A 14,183-nucleotide genomic window follows, 5' to 3' on the forward strand; every position below is an offset into this window, starting at 1 on the left:
TAGAGGCTGTAAGATCATATCGATAATTGCTCTCTAAGCGTATACTCTCCATTATAACAAATCAACGTAAGTATGAGAACAAATGTTTCAGTTTTCTCTATATTCCCTCAAATGCATAAAAAAAGCCTGATTACTGTTGATATACCAGTAACCAGGCCTATCCTTACGATTCATTACATTCATGTATCAGTGACTCCTAACGTAACTATTGGCTTACTCGATCCAAACGAAATTCATTGAATGTGGACAGTACACTGTCGTACTCCTCTATATCTTTCACTCGTATTCCCAGCTGCAAATGCTCGAATTCCTGTTTCGGCAATCTGCTCTCCAAATAAGGAATATTCAGTTGAAAAAAGGTTTTCATTATTTTTTCCTGCTTAGGTACGCCATCGTACAGTGAAAACAATCCTCCTTCATCAATACCGAAAAATGCATTTTGCTTGCAGTAAGGAGATAGATCCTCAATGCGCTCCTCGAATCGTATTACACTATGAAATTGATCCACCGAAAGCTCCCAATGCGGATTTTGCTGCGCAAGAATTACAGCATCCTCATAAGAAATGAGATCAAGATTAACAATCTCTTCTCCGCAAACATATTTTTTATGAAGGATGCCCCTAAGCTGCTTTCCACCTTCAAACCATGTTGTAAGCTTGTCCTCCATCGTATAGCGTGCATCTACTGTATGTTCGTATATGACACCTGAAAGTACAGATATCAGCATGAGCGCAACAGCTAAACGGGTTGCGCCCCAAACCAGTTTGCTCTGACCTTTAAGCTTTCGCCTGATTTGATTTCTTATCTTTTTCCATAGTAAGTTGTGCATGATGCTGTCTCCTCCATCCTGTCCTACCCATAGTGTGATCATTTTTCAAGCTTTTATTTACCATTCGTTGAAATGAATGAAAAAAGCAGTATTCTGACGTGCAGAATACTGCTTAAATGCGTAGTTGGATCTTAAATGTTCAACCAAGGCTTATTTCCCGAATGCTTCTTCGATGACTTTTTCGTTGATTGAATATTTACCTTTTTACCGCCACGCTTTACTTTCGGCGATACCGCTGCAGGCGCAATTTTTTCAGCTGCTTGATTCATAGCTGAATATTTATTAGCTTGCGTGCCACCACAGCCGCAATCTGCTTGCCAAGCGTTGTTGTATGCTCCAACGTTGCCAGCAATACTTGTTGGCGGATACATTGCAGATTGTGCACTAATCGTATTTGCTGCAGCCATATTACTGCCGCTTACGTTCACATTCATTGGCTGCACATAGCCCCAGTTTGCTTGAGCAGGATACGTTGTCGGACATCCGCATCCACCATAGTAGTAGGGTTGAAAGCCAGTTGGATAAACTGGTTGATTAGACGTATAGGCTACTGCATTTGGCGCTTGATATGGGTACAGCATATTATGGTTAGCATAGCCCTGTGCCTCAATCTCAGATGGCAGAGGCTTGTAGCCAGCGTAGCCTTTGCTTGTTGCAGCAGGTGCTATTTTATTCGCTGGCGCTTCGTATGCTAGAGGCGCAACCTTATTTGCATATGGGGCTACCTTATTCGCTGCTGGTGCTTCGTACGCTAGAGGCGCAACCTTGTTTGCATATGGGGCTACTTTATTCGCTGCTGGTGATTCGTATGCTAGAGGCGCAACCTTGTTCGCGTATGGAGCTACCTTATTCGCTGCTGGTGATTCGTACGCTAGAGGTGCAACCTTGTTTGCATACGGTGCTACCTTATTCGCTGCTGGTGCTTCGTACGCTAGAGGCGCAACCTTGTTCGCGTATGGAGCTACCTTATTCGCTGCTGGTGCTTCGTACGCTAGAGGCGCAACCTTGTTCGCGTATGGAGCTACCGCATTTGTGTTCGCCGCTGAGTATACCGCGTTAGTATTGGACAGCGGTGCTACCGCATTTGTGTTCGATGCAGAATACATCATGTTGGTATTCGCTAGTGGCGCTACCGCATTTGTATTCGCTGCTGAGTATACCGCGTTAGTATTGGACAGTGGTGCTACCGCATTTGTGTTCGATGCAGAATACATCATGTTGGTATTCGCTAGTGGCGCTACCGCATTTGTATTCGCTGCTGAGTATACCGCGTTAGTATTGGACAGTGGTGCTACCGCATTTGTGTTCGATGCAGAATACATCATGTTGGTATTCGCTAGTGGCGCTACCGCATTTGTGTTCGATGCAGGGTACACCATATTGGTATTCGCTAGTGGCGCTACCGCATTTGTGTTCGATGCAGGGTATACCATGTTGCTATTCGCTAGTGGCGCTACTTGATTGCCATATGATGCTGGTGCTACCTGGTTCGCTGTAGAGTACATCGCGTTTGTATTTGCCAGCGGCTGTACCTTCTGTGCTGCTAGTGGTGCTACGGCATTCGCATTCGCCAACGACTGTACTTTCGTTGTTGATAATGGCGCTACGGCATTCGCGTTTGCCAGCGGCTGTACCTTCTGTGCTGCTAGCGGTGCTACGGCATTCGCATTTGCCAGCGGCTGTACCTTCTGTGCTGCTAGCGGTGCTACGGCATTCGCGTTTGCTAGCGGCTGTACCTTCTGATTGGCTAATGGCGCTACGGCATTCGCGTTCGCTAGCGGCTGTACCTTCTGATTGGCTAATGGTGCTACGGCATTCGCATTTGCTAGCGGCTGTACCTTCTGATTGGCTAATGGTGCTACGGCATTCGCATTTGCCAGCGGCTGTACCTTCTGATTGGCTAATGGTGCCACGGCATTCGCGTTTGCTAGCGGCTGTACTTTCTGATTGGCTAACGGTGCTACGGCATTCGCATTTGCCAGCGGCTGTACCTTCTGATTGGCTAACGGCGCTACTTTATTCGATTGTGCTTCCATTTTTGTCGCAAGAGGTGCTACTTTGGTTGCTTGAGGTTCTACTTTCGTTGCTTGAGGTGCTACTTTAGTTGCTTGTGGTACTACCTTCGTTGCTTGAGGCGCTACCTTCGTTGCTTGAGGTTCTACTTTCGTTGCTTGAGGAGTGATTTTTGGTTGCGGCGCTTCAACTTTTTTGACGGCCTGCGGCGTTACTGGTGCAGGCATTGGAGCAGTAGGTGTTTTCTTCATGCTTGTATCGGTCTTCCCAATAACACCTGTATTTTTCTTGCCAGTAGCTGTTGCCATCATATTCGCATTTCCACCAGACACAGACTGTGCTGTTACTCCGCCAGTCAAATTGTGTGGAACGTTAATGACTTGACCTGGAACTAGTTGATTAGGATCGCTTAGTTGACTGTTCGCTGCAACTAACGCGTCAAAAGAAATCCCCCATGCTTGCGCAAGCTTCCAAAGTGTATCCCCTGATTGAACTGTATACGTTTTTGCTTGGTGACCCGGTGAGATATTTTCCATCGATGTAGTCGGTACTAAAATGTTGGAGCCAATTTGTAGATTATTTGCATCTACATTTGGGTTAAGAGCCATTAAATTATCAAGACTGATCCCATTCTGCTGTGCAATTCCACTTAGAGTGTCTCCGGCAACAACGGAATGAATTTTAAAGCCTGGCATCATTTGTTCCACTACTGAAGGAAGCGTTTGACTAGACTGTGGAGTTAGTAAAGAAGGAGTTGTTGCAGCATGCGACGTCACAGTGGAATTCGATCCTGATTTTGGAATATTGACAATTTCTCCAGTCATTAAAACGTCCGGGTTTTTAATATGCTTATTGGCTGCAATCAATTCAGCAAGTGATACGCCCCATTCTTGAGAAAGCTTCCACATCGTATCGCCAGTTTTCACAACATGCTGATGTATAATGTCATTATGAGATGATCCGTTATGATGGAGACCTGATGGAATTCTTATTTTCGAGCCCACTTGCAAGTTGTCTGGGTTTATACCAGGATTAGCGTTCATTAACGCGTCAACGGTAACATGATATTTTTGAGCAAGATGATAAAGGGTGTCACCCTGCTTAATAATGTGTATCTTCACTACTTGATTCCTCCTATACAAGATGTACCATTCATACGGGCTTTTGCCGTATTTAAGTCTATACATCCTATGCAGGAAGTAGGCAGTCGTCACCAAAAATCCCAAAAAATCTTCTGTTTTATCCGCCCATATCACAAATGCAAAAGAAAAAGAGCTTCGCAAGTGAGTTATTATAACTCAACTGACGAAGCTCTCTACATTTTCGTTAGATTAGGTATTAGATACATGCTGCTTGGCAAGCAGCTGATCATAGGTAAAGCTTGGGTAGCAGCCAAGTACACGCACATGACAGCCGATTGATTCAATTTCTTTAATCGCCATTTGCAGCAGCAGCTCATTAAGCGAGTATTTGATTTCGATATAAAAATAATAGCTTCCGAGCTTTTTTTTCGTTGGTCTGGATTCGATTCTAGACAGGTTTATTTTACGCCATGCAAAAGCTGACAACACTTGATGCAGCGCACCGGGATAGTCTTCTGGCAGCGTCACTAAAATGCTTGTGCGCATTTGTCCCGTTTCCGTTCCTTGATACGGCTCAGAGCCTACTAAGAAAAAGCGCGTATAATTATTTTTATGATCGGTCACAGACTCAACGATGACGTCAAGCCCATTGTTTGCAGCTGCTGTCTTCGTACCGATTGCAAAGACTCCTTCTTCCGACAAATCTCGAACGATCCTTACCGATTCCGCTGTACTGCTGACATGCTCTGTTTCAGCATGTGGCATATATTCACGAATAAAGTTCAAGCATTGCGACATCGCTACAGGATGGCTAATAATTTTTTTAATGCGTGAATAATCAATTTCACCATATTCATTAAGCACTTCATCTCTGCGGCCAATTAAATTCTGATTTGATGGATATATCCACTCTGCTTGAATGGGCAAATCCACTTCATGCACAAGCCAGTCCAAATGCAATGATACCGAGCCGTCAATCGTATTTTCAATTGGTATCACACTATATTGGCTAATCTCATTAACTGTTGATAAAAAAACGTCTGAAATCATGCGATGGTAGCGATAATTAATCTGCTCATCTTGAAAAAAAAGTTTTGCAGCTTCATCCGATACCGATCCTGCTGGCAGTAAAGCTACCGTCTTCATCAGTAACCGTCCCCTTTAATTAACTCCATAAATGGCAACTCATGGATTAATTCCTTTGATTCAAATATGACGCGAGTTCCAAAATGATCCGGAGATAGCCACATTGTTTTTGCGGTTATACCTTCACGCTTCATTGTACTCACCATAAAATTCTCAAGCTGTTCTTTATGTTCACTATGACTATCAATAAAAGCTATAAGTGTAGGTCCTGCACCGCTTAACGCTGCGCCAAGCGCCCCTTGCTCAACGGCTTGCTCTAAAATATGACTCATGCCTGGTATAAGTGCGGCACGATAAGGCTGATGGATTCGATCCTGCATCGCTTGTTTAATGAGCTGCAGCTGACCACTAGCCAGTGCAGCCACTAGCAGCGAGCTTTTTCCAATATTGAATACGACATCAGACTTCGAATATTGTTCAGGCAAAGCATGTCTTGCCTTTTCTGTTGATAATTGAAAATCAGGAATAATCACGCATGTTTCAAGTGCATTCGGCGGTGTTATTTTAACATAAGGAGCAGACTCGCCGTCCCAGGAGGAAACGATAATCCCTCCAAACAATGAGGCTCCTACGTTGTCTGGATGCCCCTCAAGTTCAGTTGCCATATAAAACAGCTCTTGATCCGAAAAGGCTTTACCCAGCATTTCATTAGCTGCAACAAGCGCTCCGACAATGGCGGAAGCGCTGCTGCCGAGTCCTCTAGTAAGCGGAACTTCGCTGTACATGCTGATTTTTAACGGCTGCTCAGTCATACCAGCCTTTTGAAAAACGCTTTGAGCGACCTTGTAAACCAAATTTCTCGTATCTGTTGGCAGCTCTTCCATACCATCACCGTACAAATTTACTTCTGTTGTTTCTGCAATCGAAAGTTCAAGCCATGCATACAAAGATAACGCCATTCCTAGTGCATCAAAGCCAGGACCTAAATTCGCTGTACTTGCCGGTATTTTTACTACGACTGTTTCTTTTACAATTTTGTTCATATTCCTATCCTTCTACTCGATATACGCTTTTCACTTGATGAATAACATCCATACTATTAAAGGTTTCTAGCAAGCTCGTGATCGCGGCTTTGCTCGCATCATGAGTAATCACAATTATTTCAGCAGTGTTCGAATGTTCATTGGCCTGCTGCAGCACGGATTGCAAGCTTACGTCGAACTTGGCAAGCTCTTGTGTAATTTGCGCCAATACGCCAGCACGATCTGCCACTTCCAGCAGTAGGAAGTATTTCGATGAAATTTGCTCGTCTGTTTTAAGAACGGTTGGTTTATACATCGCATTCACACGTTTGCCGCTAATGCCTAGCTTCATATTTTTGCTTACGGCAACCAAATCAGCAACGATGGATGTCGCAGTTGGCAGCTCCCCCGCGCCTGCGCCGTAAAACATCGTTTCACCAACTGCTTCACCAGTTACAAGCACCGCGTTAAATACGCCATTAACAGAAGCGATTGGATGAGAGTTGCTGACCATAGTCGGCTGTACGGACACGCTAACTTGATTTTCGTCGCATTCTGCAATACCAAGCAGCTTTAACTGATAGCCAAGACGCTTAGCATACTGGATATCTTCCTTCGTCACGCTGGATATCCCTTTTACCGATACATCATTCAAGTCCACATTAGTATGGAAGCCAAGACGTGCCAAAATCGCCATTTTACGTGCAGCATCCAAGCCCTCAACATCACTCGTCGGGTCTGCTTCAGCGTAGCCAAGCTCCTGTGCTTCCTTTAATACGTCAGCATATGAAGCGCCTTCTTGCGTCATCTTCGTTAAAATGTAGTTCGTAGTACCATTTACAATACCCATAATTTTCGTAATACGATCAGACGAGAAGCCATCTACCAGTGTACGTATAATCGGAATACCACCTGCAACGCTTGCTTCATAGTAAATATCGCTGCTATTGCGCTGAGCAATTTCAAGCAGCTCCCCACCATACAGTGCCATCAGATCCTTATTGGCTGTTACAACATGCTTGCCAAGATTAAGAGCTTCAACAATATATTCCTTCGTCGTTGTTGTCCCGCCAATGACTTCAATGATGACATCAATTTCCGGATTGCGAATGACTTCCCATGCATCCTCTGTCAATTTATCTGGAGCAACTGCAATGCTGCGTTGCTTGTTAACGTCAGACACAACAATTTTTACAATCTCGATTTCACTGCCTACCTGTTTTTTCAAGTCTTCCTGATGATTTTCAACAATTCGAACAACACCAGTTCCTACTGTTCCTAATCCAAGCAACCCTACTTTAATTGGTTTCATCCTTATCCCTCCATATATGTTTAGAAGCTTACCTAGCCTTGTGCGATTACGGCTGCCTGCCGAACGCCAGATTGAGCCTTTAGCAGATCAAGAAAAGGTTCAACGTCTATAGCCAGCTTCGATACATCAACCGATAATACAACGTTGGCATATCCCTGAAGCGGTATGCTTTGATTCATTGTCAGCACATTTCCTTCCTGTGCTGCAATAATTGCTAATACATTAGACAATACACCAGATCGGTGCTCCAAGTCCATGGCAACCGTAATAATATGTTCTTTGGCAATTTCAGTCAGTGCATATACGCCATCTTTATACTTGTAAAAAGCGCTGCGGCTTAGACCAACACGCTCTACAGCTTCATTAATTGTATGAGCTTCACCGCTTTTCAATATATCCTTTACCTGAATTGTTTTAACAATCGCTTCAGGTAAAATATCCTCACGGACGACATAAAATCGAGCCGTCATGTTATTGTCCTCCCAACAAAGACACATGTTCTCTTATAGTGGACATTATAACGAATCTACTTAGGTTTTTCAATAGGCTTAATCAAAAAAAGACGATAGCGGACTGCATCCACCATCGCCTTGCCTCTTATTAATCATATGGATTATAATCCGAGCCCTCAAAAAACTCGAAGGTGAAATCACCGATACGTACGGTGTCTCCATCTCTTGCTCCGCGTCTGCGCAGCTCTTCATCAACACCCATTTTGCGAAGCATACGAGCAAAACGCATGACAGCATCGTAGCTCGTCATATTAAAGCGCTGCATATAACGCTCAATCTCTTCGCTTTCTACGACGTAATCTTCATTGTCTCGTTTGACGATGAATTCTGATGCTTTTTTACGCTCATACTTGAATACTTTTCGTTCTGATTGGTCTGCAACCACCAGATTTTGCTCTTCTTCTTCAGCAAGCTGCTTTTCAACCTCGTCCAGTACATCTGCCGCCTTATAAAGCAGCTCGTTAACGCCTTCCTTTGTTAAAGAAGAAATTGGCATAATAATATGGGCTTTATCATCATGTGCTTTTAATTGTTCCATAAAAACTGGGAAGTTCTCTTGCGCTTCAGGCATGTCCATTTTATTGACAGCAATAATTTGCGGACGCTCTGCCAGCTTCTCATTATATTGCTTCAGCTCATGATTGATTTTAATCCAATCATCGAATGGATCGCGTCCATCGATTGCTGCCATATCAATAACATGAATAATAACCTTCGTACGTTCTACATGTCGTAGAAACTCATAGCCCAGACCAACACCCTCATGCGCACCTTCAATAAGACCAGGAAGATCTGCCATGACAAAGCTTCGTCCATCGCCAACATCTACTACCCCTAGATTCGGTGAAATTGTTGTAAAGTGGTAGGCCCCAATTTTAGGTCTTGCGCCTGAAACTACTGACAACAGTGTCGATTTCCCAACGCTTGGAAATCCAACCAGCCCAACATCAGCCATTACTTTCAACTCTAGAGTTACCCAGCGCTCTTCACCAGATTCGCCATTTTCAGCAATATAAGGAGCCGGATTGGTTGGTGTTGCGAATCTCATATTGCCTCGTCCGCCTCGTCCGCCCTTGGCAATGACCACCTCTTGCCCATGACGAGTAAGGTCTGCGAGCACTTCACCAGTATCGTCATCCGTTACGACAGTACCAGGAGGAATACGAACAACCATATCTTCAGCTGATGCACCATGCATCCCTTTGACCTTGCCGCGTTCTCCGCGATCTGCTTTAAAATGCTTTTGATAACGGAAATCCATTAGTGTTCTTAGACCTTCGTCAACGCGGAATATAAGGTCTCCGCCCTTGCCTCCGTCGCCTCCGTATGGACCACCGTTTTCCACATACTTTTCCCGTCGGAACGATATAAGACCATCGCCCCCGTCGCCGCCTTTTACAAATATCTTCGCTTTATCGACAAACATGTCTTGCCTCCGTTCATGCCTAAGTTATCTGAAATTCAAGCTGTGTCGGCTGCAGTACTCCGATAAGCTGTACAGACCTATTGCCAGTCAACTGCTGTTCTATTTTTTCTTTCCACAGCGCTTCGTTTATCAAGCTTCCATAATATACAATTTGTATATGTAGTCCATTTTCTTTCCTTATAAACAATAATCTTAGCAGCTGCTCCTCGCCTGTTTTGCTCGCATAGAGACGATACGCTGTTAACAGCTCGATAATGAATTCACCTGTTTGCTGCTCATCTATATGAATCGATTCACGATCATGCTCATATTCAAAACCAATCTCAAGCTGAAAGCTGCTCGGAACGCTGCGAAAGCCAAACAGATAGCTGACCAGATGCGGTTCCTCAAGTTTGGATATGCTGCTCTCAGCTAACATTTTAACCTTAATCCGTTCCACATATTCAGAGACTTTTTCCTGCTTGCCAAGCTTTATATAGCCAAATAATACTTGAAGATCATTCATCCAATCATGACGGTGATGATTCATTACATTGATCCATTGCTTATGTATTGATCGTATCGTATTCGCCAGCTGCTGTTGATGCTGATCCTGTTGTGCTCTTACGTTTAGCAGCCCTAGCAAGGCTATCCAAAGTAGTGCAAGCAGATTGATGATGCTGTTGCTTGGCCATAAGATGATGATTATTGCAGGTATGATTGCTGTTAGCCAATACCAGCGCCGCCATTTCATCCAATCTTTCATCTATACCAACCTTTCATACAATGCCTACTTGCCAATTATTAATAAATCAAAAAATAAGCCCCCACCATGCAATGCTGGAAGGGGCTATTTCTTTATTAAGCTTCTGCTGCGGCAACTGGTGCCATTTCAACTGGGTATACGCTCACTTTTTTGCGATCACGACCCCAACGCTCGAACTTAACTACGCCGTCAATTTTAGCGTAAAGTGTATCATCTTTACCGATACCAACGTTAGTACCTGGATGAATTTTCGTACCGCGTTGACGATACAAAATGCTTCCACCAGTAACGACTTGACCATCAGCACGTTTAGCGCCAAGACGCTTCGCGTGAGAATCACGACCGTTCTTAGTAGAACCTACACCTTTTTTGGATGCGAACAACTGAAGATTTAATTTCAACATCTCGTGTCCCTCCTTCTTAATGATGATTTGAATTTTGATCATGTACGACGACATGATCTCCGTATGATTGAGCGATTGTATCAAGACTTACAATCATAGATTCAAGAAGCAGTTGAACCTTGTCCTCCGCATTCTTATCCGCTATGCGCGGAATAGGAGAGGACAGCCACCCGTTCTTCATCTTGACTGGAAGCTCAACTCCCGCCAACGCTTCAATCGCATTTACTGTACCGACAGATACAGCAGATACACCAGCACAGACAATATCCTTGCCGTGCTTCGCATAATTAGCATGTCCCTCGACGGCAAACGATACAATGCGATTGCTTTCTTCGTCACGTTCTATAGTAACTGTAATCATCTTAGCTCATTAAGCCTCGATTTTGCCGATCGTTACTTTAGTGTACGGCTGACGATGACCTTGCTTGCGACGGTAGTTCTTTTTCGCTTTGTATTTGTAAACAATGATTTTTTGACCTCTGCCATGTTTTTCAACAGTTGCAGACACTTTAGCGCCAGATACAAATGGAGTACCTGCTACAAAACCGTTGCTACCGGATACAGCTAGAACTCGGTCGAAAACAACGCTTTCGCCCTCGCTTCCTTCAAGCTTTTCGATGTAAAGTACATCTCCTTCTTGAACTTTGTACTGTTTACCACCAGTTTCAATAATTGCGAACATGATTGGTGCACCTCCTTATTTTTCGAAGACTCGCCTCATCCAGGTGACAGCAGATGCTGTGCTTAAACCCGTTTCGTGCGGTACCTGTGCGAATTCACTATGAACAACGCACCAAATGATTATATCATACTAAATCTATCACTTCAACTCAATTTCCTGCAAATATTTCGCTGTATAGCTGTCTCTCGTTTTTTTGCGGGTCAGCTCCATAAGGCCTAGTCTTGTCCAACCAAACACCACACATTTGGCTATATCCACCTTCACAGCTTGACTAAGCAGCTTATAGATCTTCGATCGGTTGTCTTCAAGCTCCATATCAATAAAGTCAATAATGACCATGCCACCTGTATCTCGTATGCGAAGCAATCGCGCGATAAGCTCCGCTGCTTCCTTATTTGTCTGAAACAATGTCTCTTCCAAATCATTATGCCCCACAAATTTTCCTGTATTGACATCAATGACTGTTAATGCTTCAGTTTCTTCCCATATAATATAACCGCCGCTTGCTAATGGAATGCGGCGTTCAAACGCAGCAAGCAGCTGCCTGTTAACCGAAAATTGTGAAATAATCGCATGCTCAGGCTGCATGTAACAGCGAATATAAGGGGTGTGTTGAGGAGAAATCAGCTTAAGACTCATCCTGACCTCTGCTTCAAGCTCCTTCGAGCTAACCCACACCTCCTCTACCTCAGCGCTGTACAGGTCTCGAAACACACGATGAAGCAGCTGCTCCTCGCTATGCAGCAAGGAAGGACCCTGCAATGTTTCTGCCTTATCCAAAATCGAATTCCACAGCTCGCGCAAATGCACAATATCACCTTCAAGCGCTTCTTGTGATTCACCTGTAGCTGCAGTACGCAAAATAATGCCTTCTGGCGCTCTTAGCAGCAATTCAGCCATACTGCGTAGTCGCTCTCGTTCACCTTCATCAACGAGTTTTTTAGAGATTCCAATATAATCCGCATTTGGCATATAAACGAGCCATCGCCCCGCCAAATTAAAATGAGTAGTCACACGTGCCCCTTTATTACCCAAGGCATCTTTAACGACTTGTACAATTAATGCTTGTCCTGGATATACAAGCTGAGAAATTGCTGGCTTTTTCTGCGGCTGCTTATCCATATTCGGATTCAGCAAATCATCTACATATATAAATGCGTTTTTCGTCAAACCGATATCAATAAATGCTGCCTGCATACCAGGCAAAACATTTTTTACTATGCCTTTATAAATATTACCGACGAGGCTTCGCGCTTTCGTTTGTTCAACAAAGTAATCGGTTAGTATGCCATCCGCAACAACAGCTGCTTGAGTATGCGATTGATCCCGATGAATAAGCAATTGCTTCATTTTGTGCCACCACCTCTCCCTGCTTCTTATTTTAACGCAAAAGTTCTCCGACTGCACGATGAACATCCGTCAAACTATACTGAATAGATGCTTTTTCTGTAATGACCTGACACGATCGGTCGAGCTCATCCACTACGCAAAGCATATTCAACCGCTCTCTACGATAATGCTTCATCGCTTCATATAAGGATTGGGTCGGAGATACAAGAATAGGTAATATTGGGGCACTTCTTTTTTCAAGCTGCTCGATTCTGGCATTTCGATATAGAATATAGCGGTAAAATAAAAAAGGGATATGACGTAGCGTTGTCAGGTTCGATAAAAGCAGAAATATCCCAATCATCAGTTCGTTGAGCTTCACTCCCAGCTGTCCAATCAATAGAGGAGAAAGTGCATACAGAATAAGCAATGAGCTGAAACCAACACTAATGCGAGCAGACCACAGCAAGGTCGTGTAATAGCTGAATCGATAGCTAAGCAAAGCCTGTACAATCTTCCCGCCGTCTAACGGCATGACTGGCAGCATATTAAATAATGCAATCCATATATTAGCTTCAATAAAATACTTTGACCATTCATGCGACCACAACCCCGTCTCAGAAAAGAAATAGGCAAGAGCAATCATCCAAACATTTTGCAGTGGCCCCGCAGCAGCAACGAGCAGTTCATCTCTTGCAGAGCTTCCACCCGATTCATCTACCTCAACGACTCCACCAAAGGGCAACAGCTTAACCGTTGTCACCTTCCACCCTACTGCATGAGCCATAAATACATGACCAAGCTCATGTACGAGCACAATAACAAACAATGTCATTAGCTCAATAAAATAACCAGTTAATGCGGAGAGCATCAAGATGATCACAAACAATGGATGCAAGCTCCATTTAATCTGCCGCCATTTATTCAAGCGTAATCAGCTCCAATGGATCAATGTAACGATCCTTCTGCTTCATCGCCAAAAACAGCACACTGTAATCCTCACCCGCTATAGGTGCTAATTTCCCGATCACTGTGCCTGCTTCCACCCAGTCGCTCACCTCAACCTCCACAGTGCTTAATCTCGTATAAATAGACATGCGCTCATTGGCATGCTGAATAATAACACTGTCCTGTTGTTCAGGCACTAGAATAACTCGTCCTTTCTCAACTGCTCGAACATCTGCACCTGCCGCACCTGCTACTTCAATCCCATTAAGCAGCTCGGCGAAGGAATGCAGCAGCACACCACCCTCGACTGGAGAGCTCGTTTCTACCGCCGTTTCCGGATGATTGGCAATGACAAGCTCACTTTGCGTGCCAAAGTTTGGGATAAATGAAGGAGAGCCTTGGAAGGTTTGTTCATACCAAGCCGCTATCGCGACAAAATCAAACGATTGCTGCAATTCATGCTTTATCCATGTCTTGGTCTTGTTCACAATCGGATGATCCAACTGATTCATAGCCAGCATGGAACCAAACAGTAAAATAGCTAGTACAAATTGAATTTTCATATGCTTAAAAAAGCTGTAAGATCGATGCTCCTCCTCGATCCCCTCATGCTCTTCGACTCCAACATGATTCCAATGGTTACGATCATTTTTCCACATTTTTTCCGGATCACGTTCAACTTGATTCATCTCGCATCAACTCCATCATTTAAGCTTTACTTATCCATATGATGAAAAGGGGACAAGTATGCTGAGAGAGAGGCTCCGAACGATGAAATTAAACCTGCTGATTA

The 14,183-nt window shown here is 44.0% G+C and carries 14 protein-coding genes and 1 other annotated feature; all 14 genes read right to left on the bottom strand.

Features of this window, described 5'->3' with window-relative positions; all coding sequences use genetic code 11:
• Positions 1 to 205: 205 nt before the first annotated feature.
• The gene (locus ACFP56_RS02920) at positions 206 to 829 is read right to left on the bottom strand and encodes a BofC C-terminal domain-containing protein (RefSeq protein ID WP_379230931.1); all 624 of its coding nucleotides are present in this window, start codon (positions 827 to 829) and stop codon (positions 206 to 208) included.
• Positions 830 to 960: 131 nt separating this feature from the next.
• On the bottom strand, positions 961 to 3,963 hold the full coding sequence (locus ACFP56_RS02925; RefSeq protein WP_379230933.1) for a LysM peptidoglycan-binding domain-containing protein: 3,003 nt from the start codon (positions 3,961 to 3,963) through the stop codon (positions 961 to 963).
• A gap of 210 nt (positions 3,964 to 4,173) precedes the next feature.
• Entirely contained in the window at positions 4,174 to 5,070 is an 897-nt protein-coding gene (gene pheA / locus ACFP56_RS02930; protein ID WP_379230935.1) for a prephenate dehydratase, read from the bottom strand.
• Positions 5,070 to 6,053, bottom strand: coding sequence for a homoserine kinase (thrB, locus tag ACFP56_RS02935; protein ID WP_379230937.1), 984 nt, complete (start codon positions 6,051 to 6,053; stop codon positions 5,070 to 5,072). The genes pheA and thrB overlap by 1 nt, the downstream gene beginning before the upstream one ends.
• Positions 6,054 to 6,057: 4 nt before the next feature.
• Complete coding sequence (locus ACFP56_RS02940) at positions 6,058 to 7,344, bottom strand: homoserine dehydrogenase (protein WP_379230940.1); 1,287 nt, start codon at positions 7,342 to 7,344, stop codon at positions 6,058 to 6,060.
• Positions 7,345 to 7,376: 32 nt separating this feature from the next.
• Positions 7,377 to 7,814, bottom strand: coding sequence for an ACT domain-containing protein (locus tag ACFP56_RS02945; RefSeq protein ID WP_379230942.1), 438 nt, complete (start codon positions 7,812 to 7,814; stop codon positions 7,377 to 7,379).
• Between the two features lie 130 nt (positions 7,815 to 7,944).
• Positions 7,945 to 9,282 carry a GTPase ObgE gene (gene obgE, locus ACFP56_RS02950; protein ID WP_379230944.1) on the bottom strand — a complete coding sequence of 446 codons (1,338 nt, stop codon included), beginning with the start codon at positions 9,280 to 9,282 and terminating at the stop codon, positions 7,945 to 7,947.
• 19 nt (positions 9,283 to 9,301) lie between these two features.
• Positions 9,302 to 10,027 (bottom strand): Spo0B domain-containing protein, encoded by a 726-nt coding sequence (locus ACFP56_RS02955; protein WP_379230946.1) that lies wholly within the window; start codon positions 10,025 to 10,027, stop codon positions 9,302 to 9,304.
• Positions 10,028 to 10,122: 95 nt separating this feature from the next.
• Entirely contained in the window at positions 10,123 to 10,431 is a 309-nt protein-coding gene (gene rpmA / locus ACFP56_RS02960) for a 50S ribosomal protein L27 (protein WP_379230949.1), read from the bottom strand.
• A 16-nt stretch (positions 10,432 to 10,447) separates the two neighbouring features.
• Positions 10,448 to 10,792 (bottom strand): ribosomal-processing cysteine protease Prp, encoded by a 345-nt coding sequence (locus ACFP56_RS02965; RefSeq protein WP_379230951.1) that lies wholly within the window; start codon positions 10,790 to 10,792, stop codon positions 10,448 to 10,450.
• A gap of 9 nt (positions 10,793 to 10,801) precedes the next feature.
• On the bottom strand, positions 10,802 to 11,113 hold the full coding sequence (gene rplU / locus ACFP56_RS02970; RefSeq protein ID WP_379230953.1) for a 50S ribosomal protein L21: 312 nt from the start codon (positions 11,111 to 11,113) through the stop codon (positions 10,802 to 10,804).
• A 16-nt stretch (positions 11,114 to 11,129) separates the two neighbouring features.
• Positions 11,130 to 11,203: a sequence feature (ribosomal protein L21 leader region), on the bottom strand.
• A 48-nt stretch (positions 11,204 to 11,251) separates the two neighbouring features.
• Positions 11,252 to 12,463 carry an Rne/Rng family ribonuclease gene (locus tag ACFP56_RS02975; RefSeq protein ID WP_379230955.1) on the bottom strand — a complete coding sequence of 404 codons (1,212 nt, stop codon included), beginning with the start codon at positions 12,461 to 12,463 and terminating at the stop codon, positions 11,252 to 11,254.
• Positions 12,464 to 12,494: 31 nt separating this feature from the next.
• Positions 12,495 to 13,370 (bottom strand): site-2 protease family protein, encoded by an 876-nt coding sequence (locus ACFP56_RS02980; protein WP_379230957.1) that lies wholly within the window; start codon positions 13,368 to 13,370, stop codon positions 12,495 to 12,497.
• Entirely contained in the window at positions 13,363 to 14,079 is a 717-nt protein-coding gene (locus ACFP56_RS02985) for a peptidoglycan DD-metalloendopeptidase family protein (RefSeq protein WP_379230959.1), read from the bottom strand. The genes ACFP56_RS02980 and ACFP56_RS02985 overlap by 8 nt, the downstream gene beginning before the upstream one ends.
• Between the last annotated feature and the right edge of the window lie 104 nt (positions 14,080 to 14,183).

Origin of the sequence: Paenibacillus septentrionalis (genome assembly GCF_042659865.1) — a bacterium.
GTDB classification, from domain to species: Bacteria; Bacillota; Bacilli; order Paenibacillales; family Paenibacillaceae; genus Pristimantibacillus; species Pristimantibacillus septentrionalis.